This is a genomic window from Pseudomonas sp. TNT2022 ID642 (genome assembly GCF_028656995.1).
GTDB lineage: Bacteria > Pseudomonadota > Gammaproteobacteria > Pseudomonadales > Pseudomonadaceae > Aquipseudomonas.
On the sequence record NZ_JAMDGW010000023.1, the window covers coordinates 19,196 to 36,467 of the forward strand.

Here is a 17,272-nt window from a genome sequence, read left to right on the forward strand (position 1 = left end):
CGAAGGCGTCAGCTCAGCCAACATCTTTATTGACTGACCCGCCGCTGTCGCGAGCAGGCTCGCTCCCACATTGCTCCTGCCATTTTCTGACACCAGCCTCTGCTAAGCTCCGGAATCTTTTCTCTCCAGAGTCTGCCGATCGTGTCGCGTACCACTCGTCTTTTGACTTTGCTGCAAGTGCTGCGCGGCAAGAAGCGCCCGGTCACGGCGGCGACTCTGGCTGCCGAGCTGGAAGTGTCCGAGCGCACGCTCTATCGCGATATCGCTGAACTGACCGCCCTCGGCGCGCCGATCCATGGCGAAGCCGGGATCGGTTATGTGCTGCGCAGCGGCCTGTTTTTGCCGCCACTGATGCTCAACGCCGACGAGACCGAAGCCATCGTGCTCGGCTTGCGCTACGTCGATCAGCGTGGCGACGAAGTACTCGGCAAAGCAGCAGCGGATGCGTTGGCGAAAATCGCCGCCGTGCTCGATCCGCAGGCCCAGGAAGCGCTGCGCAATCCCACGGTGATGCCGGGCCCGCCGGGCTATGGTTTTCCGCAAAACGCCGTGCCGTTGAACGTTTTCCGCCATGCCATCCGCGACCAGGCCAAACTGCACGTCGAGTACGCTGACGCGCAACAGGTGCCCAGCCAACGGCTGATCTGGCCTTTGGCGCTGGGCTTTCTCAATGAGGTGCGGATCATCGTCGCGTGGTGCGAATTACGCAGTGCCTACCGCACTTTTCGAACCGACCGCATCAGCGCGGCCAGCCGCCAGGGCGAGGGTTATCCGGGGCGCCGCAGTGACCTGTTGCGCACCTGGCGCGAGCAGATGCAACTGGATGAAAGCGGGCGCTTCACTCCTGACAAAAACTGACGCAACGCTGTTTTAGGATGCTCGCAGAACCAAACAAAAGGAGCTGCAACCATGTCCCATCCCGTCTCTGCACTGGCCCCGGCAATCGCTGCGTACATCGATGCGGCCAACGCGCGCGATACCTCCAGGGTCGGCAGTTTTTTTGCCGAGGATGCCAACGTGTTCGACGAAGGCCAGCATCAGGTCGGCCCGCAAGCCATCGCACAATGGATGCAAGACACCGGGCAACGCTATCAGCCACGGGTCGAAGTGCTGGACGTCCAGCAGCGTACCGGCAAGGTGCTGGTGCAAGGGTTGATTTCCGGAACCTTCCCCGGCAGCCCGGCGCAGCTGCGTTACACGTTTCGCTTGAACGAGCAGGGGAAAATCGCCCGACTGGATATTTCCCTGTAACCGTCGTGGCATACTGCCGCGCATGACTTTCGACTCCCCCCTCAGCGCCTGGCAACACGCCGTGCAACACAAGGGTTTCATCCAGGATGAAGCTCAGGAACATGCGGTCTGGGCGCTGCAAAAATGCCACGAAGCCTTGCACGCCGGTGCCCGTTCGGTTAGCGGCGTTTATCTGTGGGGGCCGGTCGGGCGCGGCAAGACCTGGCTGATGGATCAGTTCTATCAGAGCCTGCGGGTGCCAGCGCGACGTCAACACTTTCATCACTTCATGGGCTGGGTGCATCAGCGCTCGTTCCAGTTGACCGGGATTGCCGACCCGTTGCGCGCGCTGGCCAAAGAGCTGGCGGCCGAGGTGCGGGTGTTGTGCTTCGATGAGCTGTTTGTCAACGACATCGGTGACGCGATCATTCTCGGTCGGTTGTTTCAGGTGATGTTCGACGAAGGCGTGGTGATCGTTTGCACCTCCAATCTGCCGCCGGATGATCTGTACGCCGATGGCTTCAACCGCGACCGCTTTGTACCGGCCATTGCCGCGATCAAAGCGCATATGCAGGTGGTGGCGGTGAATGGCGCCGAGGATCATCGTCTGCATCCGGGGGCGGGCCTGCAACGCTACTTTGTTGCTACGTCTGCGGTCAGTGCGCTGGACGAAGTCTTTCAGGCACTGACCGCCGGGCAAGCGGCCAGCAGCGAACCGGTTTCGGTCGGGCATCGCCAGTTGAACGTGGTGCAGGCCAGTGAAACGGTGGTGTGGTGCCGCTACCCCGATCTCTGCGAGCAACCTTTCGCCGCCATGGATTTCATCGCGCTGTGCGACCGCTACACGGCTATTCTGTTGAGCGAGGTGCCGAACCTCAGCGCACAGAAACGCGAAGGGCGCATCGCGCGCGGCACCGAAGACGGCGCGCAACGTGTGGTGGCCGGTGACCGCGAGCTGCCGCAATTGTCTGTTCACGACGATGGCGTGCGGCGTTTCATTGCGCTGGTCGACGAGTGCTATGACCGCAAGGTGCCGCTGTACATCGAGGCGCAAGTACCAATGGATGCGCTGTACACCGAGGGTTATCTGGAATTCCCGTTCCGCCGCACCCTCAGTCGGTTGCAGGAGATGCAGCTGCAGCGTTTTGCCGAAGCTTGAGTGAAGAGGGCGCCGACATGAGCCAAGCGTTATCCCATCATTTGCTGACCATGGCTTATCAGAATGCCTGGGCCAATCATCGGCTGGCCAAGGCCTGGACGCAGCTTAGTGCGACGGATCTGGCGGCGCCTCGGGTGAGTTTCTTCCCGAGCATTCGTCTGACCCTCAATCACATCCTCACCTGCGACTGGTTCTACGTCGATGCACTGGAGCGTGAACTGCGCGGGGCCGAGCCGCACCCGGACTGCTATGTGTTTTTCAATGTGGACGAGCCGTTTACCGACGGCCCGCAGTTGCGTGAAGAGCAGGCTCAGGTTGATCGGCGGCTGATTGCTTATTGCGAGCAACAGCGCGACGCCGATCTGAGCCGCATCGTCACCATCGCCCGCGACACGCCGCAGCACGACAGTCGTCTGCGCATGCTGTCGCATTTGTTCGAGCATCAGATTCATCACCGTGGTCAGGTGCACGCGATGCTCAGCGATACTGCGGTGAAGCCGCCGCAACTGGATGAGTTCTTCTGTGTCGGCGAGAGCGGACTGCGCGCTGAGGATTTTGCTGAACTGGGCTGGACTGAAGAGTTGATCTGGGGCCACTGAAAAAGCCAAAGATCGCAGCCTCCGGCAGCTCCTACACCCGATTATCTGTAGGAGCTGCCGAAGGCTGCGATCTTTTGATCTTTTGATCTTTTGATCTTTTGATCTTTTGCATTTGCCGGTTGCCCGCTTGATCACCCCCGCGCTAAGGTCAGGCAGCCTTTCAGTGCGCACTTTGCGCGCCGGGGCTTTTGTGTGTTCGGGGATGGAAATGGATTCCGCAGAGATTCTTGTACTTCAAGCCAGCTATACCAATCCAACGCACGCCGAGGCCATCGGTATCGTGCTCAATCATTACGCCGAAGACCCGATGGGCGGTGGTCATTCGCTCGACCCTGACCTGTTGCGCCGGCTGCCCGAAGAACTGGCCCGTCGCCCGCATGCGTTCAGCGTGCTGGCCTTTGTCGGGGGGGAACCGGCGGGGCTGGTGAACTGCTTTGAAGGGTTTTCTACGTTTGCCTGCAAGCCGTTGGTCAATGTCCACGACGTGGCGGTGGTGGGCAAATTCCGCGGCCTCGGCCTCAGCCAGAAAATGCTGCAGAAAGTCGAAGAGATTGCCCGTCAGCGCGGTTGCTGCAAGATCACCCTCGAAGTGCTCGAAGGCAACGCCGTGGCGCAAGGTTCCTACCGCAAGTTCGGCTTCGCGCCGGGCATGTTCGATCCCGATCATGGGCGGATGCTGTTCTGGATCAAAAACCTCCAAGCCTAGAAGCCCCTCACCCTAACCCTCTCCCAGAGGGAGAGGGGACTCACCGAGGTGTTTGGGCAAGGTACGCCGACCCGAAATATCGAGCCGAGCTCAGGTTTTGAAAAGCACACAGAACAGCTCCTGTGTCTTGGGAGAGGGGACTGATCGAGGCGTTTGGGTAAGATATGCCGACCCGAAACATCGAGCCGAACTCAAGTTTTGAAAAGCACACAGAACAGCTCCTGTGTTTTGGGAGAGGGGACTGACCGAGGTGTTTGGGCGAGGTACGCCGACCTGAAACATCGAGCCGAACTCAGGTTTTGAAAAGCATGAAAATCGGCTCCCTTTCCCCCTCGCCCCTTTGGGGAGAGGGCTGGGGTGAGGGGGTTGGATCTTGCTGACCCAACCCCATCTGCGAACTCGCGACAGCATAAGGTCGAACACCCCGCTCAATGCCCATAAAAAAGGCGCCCCATTCAGGGCGCCAAACTGTCTTCTCCCAGGCCAGAGCGGAGCCACGGGAGGTCCATCGGTTGCTCGGTCATTCTCAGTCGCGGTAGGACTCGGTCACTTGCGCCGTCTGATCGGCGGGAACGCGAATTTCTTTCGCGTTGGCGTCGCTCTTCTGCTCGCTCTGGGCGTGGTGGACCGGGAAGTTGTCGTAGTAATAACGCATGCGCTCAGCGCCGCCCTCGGCGAAGACGCTGGCGGAACCCAAGGCAAACAGCCCGGCAAGGATTGCGGTAGTGATTTTCATGGTGCCTCCTACTGAACAAGTGGGAGCCGTTCGTCCATGAAGCAGATCTCGGAAGAGAGTCTGGATGGCATGAATTAACACGGGGTTAACGCCGATTCAGTGTAGGTTTTGCAGCATGTTGCGGGGCGATATCAGACAGACGCGGCGCACATCAAGCGAAGGCGCGCCGCGCCCGATAGGCGGGGGTCAGAGTTTCCAGTCGAGACTCAGGGTGACGGTGCGCGGGTCACCCCAGTACACACCGTTATAGAAACCGACGTTGTCGTAATACTTCTTGTCGAACAGGTTGTTGACGTTCAGTGATGCCGACAGATGCCGGTCGAACTCGTAGCGCGACATCAGATTGACCACGGTGTAGGCGCTCTGGGCGATTCGCGCTTCTTCGGTGTCGCCGCCAATCGGTCGGCTTGAAGTGCCATACACATCGCTTTGCCAGTTCACCGCGCCACCCACGGTCAGCGCCTGCCATTCGCCCGGCAGACGGTACGCCGTGGAGACGCGCAACAGGTTCATCGGCTGATTGGTGTTGGTGCGCTCGCTTTCGCCGTTCACCGAGTGGGTGTAGGTGTAACCGGCGGTCATGTTCCAGCCCTGAAGGATTTCACCGGACACTTCAGCTTCAAAGCCGTTGACCTTGTTGCCCTTGCCGCCGGATTTGTAGAACTGCTCACGGGTAACCGGATCCGCCGGTACCGAGTTATCGAGTTCGGCGACGTTATCCTGCTTGCTCCAGAACACCGCCGTGGACAGGTTCAGGCGTTCCTCGAGCAGGCTGCCCTTGATGCCCACTTCATAGTTTTTGCCGACCACCGGGTCGATGTATTTGCGATTCTTGTCGCGGTTGCCCTGCGGCTTGAAGATGTCGGTGTAACTCACGTACGCCGTGTATTCCGGGTTCAGGTCGTACAGCAGCCCGGCGTATGGCGTCCAGACGTCGTTCTGTTTCTGGCTGGTGTAATCGACCTTGGTCAGCTGCCGATTGGCGTCGTAACTGTTGCTGGTACTGGACGCTTGCCAACTGCCATATCGGCTGCCGAGCACGGCGTGCAGATCATCGGTCAGGCTCAGGCGCGTGGCGATGTACCCGGCTTTCTGCCGGGTATCGTCCTTGGAGCCGGTGAGGTCGGTGACGGTGTCGCTGAACTTGGCGATGTCGCCCATGTATTTCCAGTCGCGGATGGTCCCGTAGTCCTTGGGGCGCGTACCGGCAATGGTGTATGGTGAATTCGAGCGGCGCACGGCCTCACCGTAGCCGAACATCATTTCGTGCTCACGGCCCAGCAGCGAGTAGGGACCGGAGACATTGAAGTCATACGCCTGCATTTTCTGCGTGCCGATCATGTGCGAGGTGTAGGCGATCATGCCGCTGCGGTCCGCTGCGGGAAAACCGGCACCACCGTAATAGACCTTGCCGTCGGTATTGCTCTCGCGGTGGGTGTACGCCGCTTTCAGGCGCCAGCCGCCGGCCAGTTGCTGATCGAGGGTGGCAAATGCGGTTTTGTCTTGCAGCGGCCAGGAACTCCAAGACGCCGCCATGTTGGTCGAGCGCCCAAGACCGGCCTTGCTGCCATCGGCATTCCAGTAGGGCACCGTGCCCCACGACGAGCCTTGCACATGCTTGTTCTGATAGTCGTAACCGACCGCCAGCACGGTGGAATCGCTCAGATCCGCCTCAAGCACGCCATAACCGACCTCCCGTTGCAGTGCGTATTTGTCCTTGATCGACTGGTTATCGCGATACGCCAACACCGTGCGCCCGCGCAAGCGACCGTCGAACGCCAGCGGCCCGCCGACATCGACGTAGCTGTAGTAATTGTCGTAGCTGCCACCACTGACCCCGGCCAGCGCCTGCCACTGCGCGGTCGGACGCTTGCGCACCATGTTGATCGTCGCCGACGGATCACCGGCCCCCGTGGTCAGCCCCGTGGCACCGCGCACCACCTCGATACGGTCGTAAATGATCGTGTCGGAGTCGGACTTCATGCGATCGAAGGTGTTGAGCATCCCGTCGATCTGGAAGTTGTTGATCGCATAACCGCGCGATGAATAGCTGACTCGATCCGAATCCAGATGCTGCACCACCACACCCGTGGTCTGGCGCATGGCCTCGGACAATGTACCGAGTTTGAAATCATCCATCTGCTGGCGCGTGATCACCGACACCGATTGCGGGGTTTCCTTGATCGACAGATTCAGCCGCGTCGCTGTGCTCATCGCGCCAGTGGTGTAGGACTCGGTGTTTTCGGTGGTGGTGCCCAGGCCTTTCGCGCTGACATTGGTCGCGGCCAGCTCCAGCGCCGGACTGGCGGGCTGCGGCGGTTTTTCGGCTTCGGCTTCAGCCAGCAGATCGGCGCTGAAAGCAGCGCTGCACAGGCCGAGGGTGAGGGTCATGGAACGGGTAATGGGCGCGAACATCGCAGCCGACTCCTTGTCTTCGAGGGAAAAATTCCGTTTGTTCAAAGACGAAGGGTGGGGCGGGGATTTAGTGTCAAACGAGAAATATTGTTATTTGTGGATGTTTCCGAGACATGACTCGACCTCGCTTGAAAAACAAAAAATCGCAGCCTTCGGCAGCTCCTGCACCGATACCAGTAGGAGCTGCCGAAGGCTGCGATCTTTTGATCTTGCCCCTATCAGACCCGCAAACGAATCTGCCGGCCCAACACATCCATCACGTCACAGCCATCACGCAACAACATCGCCGCCGCATGGGCCAGTTGCTGCACATCGGCGCCTTTGGCGGATGAGATATCCAGGCTGGCCAGACTTTCCATCATCTGCGTCACCGCCAGAAATCGAGTGGCCGCGCTGCTATGCAAGACATCCAGCGGCGCTTCGGTCGAGACCAGCAATACCGGAATGCTGCCCTCGTTGTGAGTCATCGAAATGTGCGAACTCATGCTTCACCTCCGGCCTGTGCGGCGTGCAAACCAGCAACGGAGGCCAGCACCAGTGCGCGGGCGGTGCTGAGCATTTGCTGACTGGCCCAGTGCAGAGAGCCGGAGTGTTCCGGGCGTGTGGCGGTTGGGGCTTGGTGGGCGAGGGCTTCGGCGCAGTTGAGGTAAACGGAGGCGTGTTCGAGGGCGTCGAGGAGGGGGATGTCGGGTTGGACGGTGAAGAGGTGGTGAGCGACGTGGTCGCAGGGGGCGAAGGGGGTGGGTCTTGTGGTTGGATCGGTCATGTGTAACTCCCAGGAAATGAAGTCGCCACTTGATCGCCGTCAAACGATTTAGGTGGCAACTGTACGCGGGTTGACGGACCGGTCCTAGGAACCCGGCGCACTCGAAAGCGCCCCACGCACAGCTGCCATAGAAGCTATGCAAGGACCTAGGAATACTTCGGGCCGTCAAACCCGATCACGAATGAGTCGTGACAGGGCGCGAGGATAGGGAGTGAGGGCAGGGCAGTCAACCGCTGCAGTCTGCGGGAGTTCTCCGAGATTTTTTGTAGGTGCAAGCTACGGGAGTTGCCAATCCGCTGGCTTTCTACAACGCCAAAGATTGCTACGTGTAGATGCTCATACAATGTTCGAGAGTGAGTTACCGATGGCTGCGATATTTTGATCAAAAAATGAAGGAAACGTAGTCTGGCCCCTTTGAGTTCTCCGACAAAAAAGATCGAAACCTATGGTAAATCTCACACGCTGTTAGTGTGGGATTTACCATAGGCTGGGAAGCTTCTATGAAAATACAGACGACATAGTCTGGCTCCGTTTGGTAATCAGTTATTCTTTGACGACTAGAAATGGTGCGATGTTTGGAAAAGGTATGAACTGGATATTAAGATACGGATTCATCATCTCTTCAGTACTAGTATTGCGTCGATATGACACGTGATGCCAACTGGTATTTTTTGGGCGATACAAGCGGGGGAGAACAGTATCAAGAAAATAAGGAGGGGGCAATTTCCCGCCAACTTTCCCTGCCCACACAACAAATTCCTCTTGAGTGCCAGAGTGAGGGGAATATAACAGAGTGTAGTGTTCTTGTATTACTGTAGCTTCAAGAGTTTTAGTTTCGCCTGCGTCGTCTTGCAACGTAATAATGGTTTTTCCTTTGCCCACAGCCTTGATATTGCCAAGCTTATCAACTGTGGCGACGCTTTCATTTGCTGATTTGTATGTGTAAGGAGGAACTCCTTCTTTGGCTCCCCGGTATAAGGGAAGTGAAAAAGTATCTGCGATAATATCCCAGTCTGGTCTGGCCCCTTCAAATGAAGCGGTATGGACTGTTAGTGTCACCGGACTATCATTCCAGACGAGAGGGGCTGCGGTCTTGACGTTATAAACACGCTCCTTAAAAGTCGTCGCGTATTTTTCATCGGAACTTCCCCCAAATGCTGTCTTGATTTCTAATGCTAGTTGACTATTGTTTTTCAAGTTTCTCAGATCACTAAGTAGAATGGCGTGTGCGTTAAAGCCTTGCTTAATCCATTCTTCATCTGTTTTCGACGCTGGCGGTTGCCAAAAAATTTTGGAATACGTGGTGTTGTCTTTATTGGTGCCCTTCAATCGCGACCATACATACTGATCTGGAAAAATCAGCGGCCAGTTGTTGAGTCGCATGGTTGCGTCAGCGGTCAGCGCGTTAATATTTAACTCAGGGCCAGCGCCGTTGTTCGCGGCTTCGGTGATAAATGGGATACCCAACTCGGGATCTCCATCAACAATTGGCGCTACCTTCAAGGTCATTTCTTTCGAACCCTGCGGCATTCCATTACGAGTAACGACGTAAGTGACCATCACGTCATCGTTGCCCAGGTTGAACGCAACCAGCGAGTTGGGCAGTGCAACCTCTAAATCCTGCTGTGCGGTCACCTCTATCGGGCCTTCCGTCTTGCTGCCTTCACCCGGCGTACCTGTCCACGTCACGCTCACCTGCGTACCGATCATGTCCGGATAAGCCCGGACGACAGCAGTCAGGGTGTCTTTGGCGGCGATGGGTTGCAGGATGTTGTTAGGTGCCTCTTTGATCTCGGGCTCTTTCAGATCCAGCGCCACCCCGATCCGCAGTTTCAACTCCTGCGAATACCCCAACGTTTCTCCCCCCCGCTCAATCTTGTAATCCGCCGTCACAGTGCCGTCGCGGTTGGCCGTGACGTACTGTTTCGGCACGGTCACCCGTACAGGCTTGCCGGCTGTGACGGGGATCAGGTCGATATGGTCACTGAAGCTGCCGCCGCTGGCCGAACCCTTCCAGTTAAAGTTGAACCGGTCTTTGTCTTGGGTACCGGTGTGAGTCAAGACCAAAGTTGCGCCGGTGGGCGGCACGTTGTCCGGATCCAGCACGTCGTTGTCGTCTGCTTCTACGACTTCCGGGCGATCAAAGGTTGGCTTCGCCACGCCCACCTGCATGATGAATGGCAGCGATTCGCGCACGCTGAGCAGCAGGTTGTCTCTATTGGTGACGACGTAGTAGACCTTGACGCTCAAACCATCGAAACGCTGAATTTCGGTTTTGCTTACGTTGCGCAGAACGGGCTCGCCTTCCGCTACGTTGCCGACCGGACGCGGGTCCTCGTAGTAAACAGGGTCGCCGCCGGGCGCCTTTGCCTCCCAGATCACATTCAGCAGATCACTGCCGTTGCGACCGACGTACCACGGCGCACTCACCGTCGCCCACGGCGTATCGACTGGCAACGTCCCGCCCGGCGCCTCGTCAACGGTAGGCGCAAGGAGTTGGCTGATATCGCCGACAACGCTGACGCTGGCGTTTTTCGAGGGGCGGTCGGATTCACCCTCGCGGCGCCGGACAAAGCCCACCGACGCACTGCCCTTGGCGATAGCGCGCACGGCTTCGTTGGGGATGATGAAATCGAGCTGAAAGGGCACGAAATCCACCGTTTTCGATAACGGGCCGACGATGATTTGCGGGCCTTGGGCGGGGGTGCCGGTCCAGGTCAGGAGCACTTCGTCGTTCACGGCAAAGTCCTTGGCCGTCGTGTACACGCGAACGATGACGTCGTCGTCACCCAGTGTGTCGAGGTCCACACGATCGGTCGGCTGGCCTTTGACCAGCACCAGCGGTGAGTCCAGTCGGTCGCCGTTCATGTCCACCAGCACCGACTGGAGGGCTGACCACGGGGCGCGCTCGTCCGGGTAGTTGCCGCAGCGGTCGACCACCTGAAACGCCACCGCCACCGCGGAGCCATCGCCGGCGGCCTTGATCAGGTTGTAATCGAAAGTGATGTCGATCGGGTTTTTCAACGGATCCGCCGCCTGTTCCGGGCTGACCAGATGCATCACTTGCTGGCTGCCCCAGCGGGCGTGGATGCGGTCGTAGCGGGTCAGGTTGCGGTAGGGAACGATGCGCATCGTCACCACGCCGTTTTGCGGAAAATCCTGATCGACCTCGTAGCGGTCGAGGGAAAAATTGAGGTCGGAGTGGCCGTCATCACCGGGGATGTCGTCGTATTCGCCGGGGCGGGTGAGTTTGACCAGCAGTTTCAAGCGGGGCCTGGATTCTTCGCCGGGATAGTTCTTGCCGGAAATCTTGTAGTAAACGTTGGTGGCATCACCGTCGAGCACAAAATCCTTGGCCAGGGTGAAGATCACATCCCGATTGAGTTCGGACTCGTATTGAATGGTCTTGCTCCACACTGCCTGCGTGGCGTTGTTCCAAAAAACATCGACCCGGTCGCCGATGCTCATGGAGAGCCAGGCAGGCACAGTGCCTTGCAAACCGTTTTCCACGCCACGAATGGGGATGCCGCCATCGTAGTCTTCCGTTGGGTCGAGTGGGTTCAGGGCAGGGAAGTAGAGGGACTTCAGGGCATCCGGTGTTGGGTTGGACATGGGGGCGTGCTCCGTTCGGTGAAGTAACGGAGTGATTGAAAGCGCATTGGCGGGATTTCGCACCTGTCAGATCTGACAGGTAAGGGCCGAAATCCGACGTGCGGTAGGCGTTTGCAGAACGGATTGTTCATCGAACGATCCGGATTTCTGAAGGCATAAAAAAAGCTCTGCATCTTTCGATACAGAGCTTTTCAATGGATCAGGCAAAGCGCTCTGCGGTTGCCATCACCTCGGTAAATCCACAGCGGCTTTACTTTTGTGCAACATCCGCCGGCGCAGTGTCGAGTTTCTTCGGCTTCATCAAACTGAAGTCGATCAACGCGCGTTGCTCAGTCTGGTACGGGTCGCCGATCAGCAGTGGGCGCGCCTTGAAGCTGTCGCTGACCAGGCTCTTGCTGCGGTCCAGTTCATCGAAACTCAAACCGGCGAGGTCAGCCCAGGTGTGGATCAGGTGCGAGCTGCTGTACGGGCGATCGAGGTCGCCGGCGAAGTTCCAGTCGTGGTTGGCTTTCCACTTCGGCGAAGCCCAGGCCATGAACGGGATGGTGTACATCGGCGCGGTCGGTTTGTTTTCGTTGCGGCCCAGGGTCTTGTGGCCCACCGAGTCGAACACGTCTTCACCGTGGTCCGAGAGGTACAGCAGGAAGCCGTTCGGATCGGATTTGGCGTAATCCTTGATCAGGCTCGACACCACGAAGTCGTTGTACAACACGGCATTGTCGTAGCTGTTGTAAGTCGGTACCTGATCGTCACGCACGCCGGGTGGCACGCCGTTGCGGTCCTGAAACTTGTCGAACGTCGGCGGATAGCGGTACTGGTAGCTCATGTGCGTGCCGAGCAAATGCACAACGATCAGCTTGCGCGGTGCCGCATCCGCCAGCGCTTTGTTGAACGGCTCGATCACGTCACCGTCGTACTGCGCGGCGTTCTGGTTGCGGTTGTTGTTCAGGTACACCTGCTCGTCGGCCTGTTCGGAGAACGTGGTGAGCATGGTGTTGCGCTTGGTCATGGTCTGTTGGTTGGTGATCCAGAAGGTCTTGTAACCCGCCTGTTTCATCACGCTGACCAGTGACGGTGTCGACAGGTACAGGTCCGGATGCTCTTCGTCAGCGAAAGTCAGTACCTGCTGCAACGCCTCAATGGTGTACGGGCGCGGGGTGACGACGTTGTCGAAGACCGCCAGTTGATCCTTGAGCTTGTCCAGTTCCGGCGTGGTGTTGCGCTGATAGCCGTAAAGGCTCATGCGCTGACGGTTGGTCGATTCGCCGATCACCAGCACCAGGGTCTTGGGCTGATCAGCCGTGGCGTCCTTGAGGTTTTTCAGCGGCGCGATCTTGCTCACGTTGTGCAGCATGCCCTGCATGTCGGCGAGGGTTTCCTGGTAACGGTGATAGGCCACGACCATCTGCCATGGCACCGCTGGCTCGATGCGGGTTTCGAATTTCTCGAAGCCTTGGTCGAAGGAGCCCATGCGCAACGTTTGTTTGACCAGCGGATAACCGATCACGGCAATCAGGATTGCCATCGCCGCGACGAATGCGCGGCCACGGGGCATGTACACCGGGCGCAGACGCGTCCACAGGAAGTACGCGAACGCGGTATGGGCGAGGAACGCTGGCACCATCCACCAGGCAAAGTACTGGGTCATGTACTCGCCGGCTTCAGAGATGTTCGACTCGAACATGATGAAGATGACGCTCTGGGAGAATTCCTGCTCATAGATGAAGAAATAGCCCAGGCTGGCCATCGAGCAGGCCCACAGCACCACGCCGATGATGGCGGCGAGCAGTTTGGTGCGCTTGGGGAACAGCAACATCGGCGCCAGCCAGATCGCGCTCATGACGAACGCCTGACGGAACCCGGTAAAGCCCGAGGTGCCGGTCAGCTGAATCAGCAGTTGGGTGATACCCGAGAAGTACCAGAAGAAAACAAACAGCCAGAGAAAACCGGCCCAGTCGAAACCTGTCGCAGTCGTTTTGCTGCGTTTGAACAATGCCATTCGGCGCTCCAGCTCACTCGTTACAACCACCGCCGGAACATCCATGAAACCGACGAACGGAGGCCGCACACGTAGGTACGGCCAGAATGGGGGCGGAGTATTACGAAGAGAATGTGAAAAGTTTGTTAGTTGGCCAAAGCAGCCAAGGCTAAACGTGTCGGGAACAGCGGGTGCCGTTCCCGGTAAGGCGGGGGATCAGGCGTGCGGATGACGCTGAACGACCGGCAAAGGTTGCGGCTGCGCACCTTGGGTCAACAGGCGCAGTTGCGCCAGTTCCTGTTTCAATTGGTCGCGTTCGTCTTTCAACTGACGCAATTCATCGCGACGAATCGTCACGTACAGGGTTTGTGGCGGCATTGCTGTGTGTACTGTGCCCATTGCTCACCTCGCAAATGGCGTGCATCAACTGTAGGTCGTCCCGGCTTGCGGTACTGATCTACTATCGGCGCCGATTTTGATTTCTTTTGCCTGTGAATGGAACTTTTTTATTTTTCATGGTCGGTGTGTCTTCTGCATGATTCGGGGCGTTATCAGTCTGGATCGGGCACAATGCCCGGAAACTTCATCGCAACGCTCTGGACTAACCTCCATCAGTCGCGTTGGGCTATAACCAATGACACACATTTATTTGTAGTAAGGAGCATCAGCACATGCAACTCGGGATTATTGGACTGGGCCGCATGGGCGGCAATATTGCGCGACGTCTGATGCTCAACGGTCACACCACCGTTGTTTACGACCGCAATACCGCTTTCATCGATAACCTGGTCGCCGAGGGCTCCACCGGCGTCGCCGACTTGCCGGCAATGGTTGCCGGCCTGGCCAAACCGCGCGCGGTATGGGTCATGCTGCCGGCCGGCGCGCCGACCGAAGACACCATCAACACCCTGAGCACGCTGCTCGAAGCCGGCGATACCATCATCGACGGCGGCAACACCAACTATAAGGATGACATTCGCCGGGCCAAGACCCTGGCCGAGAAAGGCCTGCACTACATCGACGTCGGTACTTCCGGCGGCGTCTGGGGCCTGGAGCGCGGCTATTGCATGATGATCGGCGGCGACGCTGAAACCGTGCAGCGCCTCGACCCGCTGTTCGCCGCTCTGGCGCCAGGCATGGGCGACATCCCGCGCACCAAGGATCGCAAGTCCGAGGATCAGCGTGCCGAGCACGGTTACATCCACGCCGGTCCTGCCGGTGCCGGGCACTTTGTGAAGATGATTCACAACGGCATCGAGTACGGCATGATGGCCGCGTTCGCCGAGGGCTTCGACATCCTCAAGACCAAATCCAGCGAGCGCCTGCCGGAAGATCAGCGTTTTGATCTGAACGTCGCCGACATTGCGGAAGTGTGGCGTCGTGGCAGCGTCGTTTCCTCGTGGCTGCTCGACCTGACCGCCGATGCACTGGCCAGCGATCCGAAGCTCGACGGCTTCTCCGGCTCGGTTGCCGACAGCGGCGAAGGTCAATGGACCATCGAAGCGGCCATGGAGCAAGCGGTGCCGGTACCGGTGCTGTCGAACTCGCTGTTCTCGCGCTACCGCTCGCGCGGTCAGGGCACGTTTGGCGACAAGATTCTTTCGGCCCAGCGCTTCGGCTTCGGCGGCCACGTGGAGACACCGAAGAAATGACCCATACGATCCGCAGAAAATCCAAGGCAGAACCCGCACCACCGACCACGCTGTTTTTGTTCGGTGCCCACGGCGACCTGGTCAAGCGCTTGCTGATGCCGGCGCTGTACAACCTCAGTCGCGACGGCTTGCTTGACGACAATCTGCGGATCGTTGGCGTTGACCACAACGCCATTACCGATGAAGCCTTCGCGCAAAAGCTCGAAGACTTCATCCGCACCGAAGTGGCGGCGAAGGTCGGCAAGGGCGATCAGATGCTGGATCCGGCCTTGTGGGCCAAGCTCGCCAAAGGTATCAGCTACGTCCAGGGCGACTTTCTGGACGACAGCACTTATTCTGCGCTGGCGGCGAAAATCGCCGACAGCGGCACTGGCAATGCGGTGTTCTACCTGGCCACCGCGCCGCGTTTCTTCAGTGAAGTGGTTCGCCGACTGGGCGCCGCGAAACTGCTGGAAGAAACCCCCGAAGCGTTCAGACGGGTAGTGATCGAGAAGCCGTTCGGCTCCGATCTGCAGACCGCCGAAGCGTTGAACGCCTGTCTGCTCAAGGTGATGTCCGAGAAACAGATCTATCGGATCGACCATTATCTGGGCAAGGAAACCGTACAGAACATTCTGGTCAGCCGGTTCTCCAACAGCCTGTTCGAAGCCTTCTGGAACAATCACTACATCGATCACGTGCAGATCACCGCCGCCGAAACCGTCGGTGTCGAAACCCGTGGCAGTTTTTACGAACACACCGGCGCACTGCGCGACATGGTGCCCAATCACCTGTTTCAGTTGCTGGCCATGGTCGCTATGGAACCGCCGGCGGCATTCGGCGCCGATGCGGTGCGCGGCGAGAAGGCCAAAGTGGTCGGGGCGATCCGTCCGTGGACCACTGAAGAGGCGCGGGCCAACTCGGTTCGCGGCCAGTACAGCGCCGGCGAAGTCGATGGCAAGTCGCTGAACGGTTATCGCCAAGAGCCTAACGTTTCGCCTGACAGCAGCACCGAAACCTACGTCGCGCTGAAAGTGATGATCGACAACTGGCGTTGGGTCGGCGTGCCGTTCTACCTGCGCACCGGCAAGCGCATGAGTGTGCGCGACACCGAGATCGTCATCTGCTTCAAACCGGCGCCGTACGCGCAATTCCGTGACACCGAAGTCGATGAGTTGCAGCCGACTTATCTGCGTATCCAGATCCAGCCCAACGAAGGCATGTGGTTCGACCTGCTGGCCAAGCGCCCGGGGCCGGCGCTGAACATGGCCAACATCGAACTGGGTTTTGCCTACAAAGACTTTTTCGAGATGCAGCCGTCGACCGGTTACGAAACGCTGATCTACGACTGCCTGACCGGCGATCAGACACTGTTCCAGCGCGCCGACAACATCGAGAACGGCTGGCGCGCCGTACAACCGTTCCTTGATGCCTGGCAACAGGACGCGAGCGTACAGACCTATGCTGCCGGTGAAGACGGCCCGCAGGCCGCCGAAGATCTGCTGACTCGCGATGGCCGCGTCTGGCATGGCCTCGGATGAGTGACTTGTCGAAACAACCCATTCGTTTTCTGCTCAGCGACATGGACGGCACGCTGTTGCTGCCCGATCACACGCTGAGCCAGCGCACCATCGAGGCGGTGCGTTCGCTGCGTGAGGCCGGCGTGTTGTTCAGTCTCGCCACTGGGCGGCCGCCAAAAGCCATGCTGCAGCAGATTGAAGCCCTGGGCGTTGATTTGCCGACAGCGGCGTTTAACGGTGGAACCATCGTCAATCCGGATGGCAGTTTGTTGGTCGCGCATTACCTGCCGGCCACCACCGCGCTGATTGCGCTGGCAACGTTCGCCGATCAACCGGACGTGGAAATCTGGGTGTTCAGCGGCGGTGACTGGTTGCTCAAGGATCCCCACGGGCCGATGGTGCCACGCGAGCAGCATGGTCTCGGTTATCCGCCAGTGGTGGTGGAGAGTTTCGAGCCGTATCTGCAGCGCATCGACAAGATCGTCGCGACCAGTAACAACACTGAACTGTTGATCGAGCTTGAGGCGCGCCTGTTGACCAAGGTCAACGGCATGGCACAAGTGTCACGCTCGCAACCGGTGTATCTCGATGTCACGGCGCTGGAGGCCAACAAAGGCACCGCGCTGGCGACGCTGGCCGCGCATCTCGGGATTCCACTGGAACAGACAGCGGCCATCGGTGATGGCGGCAACGACCCGGCGATGTTTCATTGCGCAGGGCTGTCGATTGCCATGGGGCAGGCGGAGGAGGCGGTGAAGCGTCAGGCTGACGTGGTCACCGCGCCGAACACTGAAGACGGCGTGGCCCAAGCGATCGAGAAATACATCCTCCCTCGCTGATTCAGCGAAAATCTTGTAGGAGCTGCCGCAGGCTGCGATCTTTTGACCTTGATTGATAAAAACAGGATCAAAAGATCGCAG

15 protein-coding genes are annotated in these 17,272 nt (G+C 58.6%); 8 read left to right on the plus strand and 7 right to left on the minus strand.

All coding sequences use genetic code 11. The features are described 5' to 3' along the window. The first annotated feature begins 141 nt into the window (after positions 1-141). From M5G26_RS22515 to M5G26_RS22535, 5 genes are all read left to right on the plus strand, one after another. Positions 142-858, plus strand: a complete 717-nt coding sequence (locus M5G26_RS22515) for a helix-turn-helix transcriptional regulator (RefSeq protein ID WP_273916516.1) — start codon at positions 142-144, stop codon at positions 856-858. 51 nt (positions 859-909) lie between these two features. Continuing rightward, on the plus strand, positions 910-1,251 hold the full coding sequence (locus M5G26_RS22520; RefSeq protein ID WP_150692606.1) for a nuclear transport factor 2 family protein: 342 nt from the start codon (positions 910-912) through the stop codon (positions 1,249-1,251). A gap of 22 nt (positions 1,252-1,273) precedes the next feature. Further along, positions 1,274-2,389, plus strand: a complete 1,116-nt coding sequence (zapE, locus tag M5G26_RS22525) for a cell division protein ZapE (RefSeq protein ID WP_273916517.1) — start codon at positions 1,274-1,276, stop codon at positions 2,387-2,389. A 17-nt stretch (positions 2,390-2,406) separates the two neighbouring features. Next, positions 2,407-2,988, plus strand: coding sequence for a DinB family protein (locus tag M5G26_RS22530; protein WP_273916518.1), 582 nt, complete (start codon positions 2,407-2,409; stop codon positions 2,986-2,988). A 208-nt stretch (positions 2,989-3,196) separates the two neighbouring features. Beyond that, complete coding sequence (locus M5G26_RS22535; RefSeq protein WP_273916519.1) at positions 3,197-3,694, plus strand: GNAT family N-acetyltransferase; 498 nt, start codon at positions 3,197-3,199, stop codon at positions 3,692-3,694. A 526-nt stretch (positions 3,695-4,220) separates the two neighbouring features. Here M5G26_RS22535 and M5G26_RS22540 read toward each other — a convergent pair. The 7 genes from M5G26_RS22540 to M5G26_RS22570 all read right to left on the minus strand — a co-directional run bounded on the left by M5G26_RS22540 (position 4,221) and on the right by M5G26_RS22570 (position 13,600). Next, on the minus strand, positions 4,221-4,430 hold the full coding sequence (locus M5G26_RS22540; protein ID WP_038363062.1) for a hypothetical protein: 210 nt from the start codon (positions 4,428-4,430) through the stop codon (positions 4,221-4,223). A gap of 186 nt (positions 4,431-4,616) precedes the next feature. Next, on the minus strand, positions 4,617-6,845 hold the full coding sequence (locus tag M5G26_RS22545; protein WP_273916520.1) for a TonB-dependent siderophore receptor: 2,229 nt from the start codon (positions 6,843-6,845) through the stop codon (positions 4,617-4,619). Between the two features lie 218 nt (positions 6,846-7,063). Continuing rightward, on the minus strand, positions 7,064-7,330 hold the full coding sequence (locus M5G26_RS22550; RefSeq protein WP_273916521.1) for a short-chain dehydrogenase: 267 nt from the start codon (positions 7,328-7,330) through the stop codon (positions 7,064-7,066). Further along, entirely contained in the window at positions 7,327-7,611 is a 285-nt protein-coding gene (locus tag M5G26_RS22555) for a DUF3077 domain-containing protein (RefSeq protein ID WP_273916522.1), read from the minus strand. The genes M5G26_RS22550 and M5G26_RS22555 overlap by 4 nt, the downstream gene beginning before the upstream one ends. A gap of 543 nt (positions 7,612-8,154) precedes the next feature. Then, on the minus strand, positions 8,155-11,223 hold the full coding sequence (locus M5G26_RS22560) for an Ig-like domain-containing protein (RefSeq protein ID WP_273916523.1): 3,069 nt from the start codon (positions 11,221-11,223) through the stop codon (positions 8,155-8,157). A gap of 250 nt (positions 11,224-11,473) precedes the next feature. After that, on the minus strand, positions 11,474-13,222 hold the full coding sequence (locus M5G26_RS22565; protein WP_273916524.1) for a phosphoethanolamine transferase CptA: 1,749 nt from the start codon (positions 13,220-13,222) through the stop codon (positions 11,474-11,476). Between the two features lie 195 nt (positions 13,223-13,417). Further along, entirely contained in the window at positions 13,418-13,600 is a 183-nt protein-coding gene (locus M5G26_RS22570) for a DUF6026 family protein (protein ID WP_016983768.1), read from the minus strand. 272 nt (positions 13,601-13,872) lie between these two features. Here M5G26_RS22570 and gnd point away from each other — a divergent pair, with 272 nt between their 5' ends. From gnd to M5G26_RS22585, 3 genes are read left to right on the plus strand one after another with little or no spacing between them, the layout of a single operon-like run. Then, positions 13,873-14,853, plus strand: a complete 981-nt coding sequence (gnd, locus tag M5G26_RS22575) for a phosphogluconate dehydrogenase (NAD(+)-dependent, decarboxylating) (protein ID WP_273916525.1) — start codon at positions 13,873-13,875, stop codon at positions 14,851-14,853. Then, positions 14,850-16,373 carry a glucose-6-phosphate dehydrogenase gene (gene zwf, locus M5G26_RS22580; RefSeq protein ID WP_134175232.1) on the plus strand — a complete coding sequence of 508 codons (1,524 nt, stop codon included), beginning with the start codon at positions 14,850-14,852 and terminating at the stop codon, positions 16,371-16,373. The genes gnd and zwf overlap by 4 nt, the downstream gene beginning before the upstream one ends. Next, a complete protein-coding gene (locus tag M5G26_RS22585) occupies positions 16,370-17,191 on the plus strand; it encodes an HAD family hydrolase (RefSeq protein WP_273916526.1) in 822 nt (273 codons plus the stop codon). The genes zwf and M5G26_RS22585 overlap by 4 nt, the downstream gene beginning before the upstream one ends. Positions 17,192-17,272 lie beyond the last annotated feature (81 nt).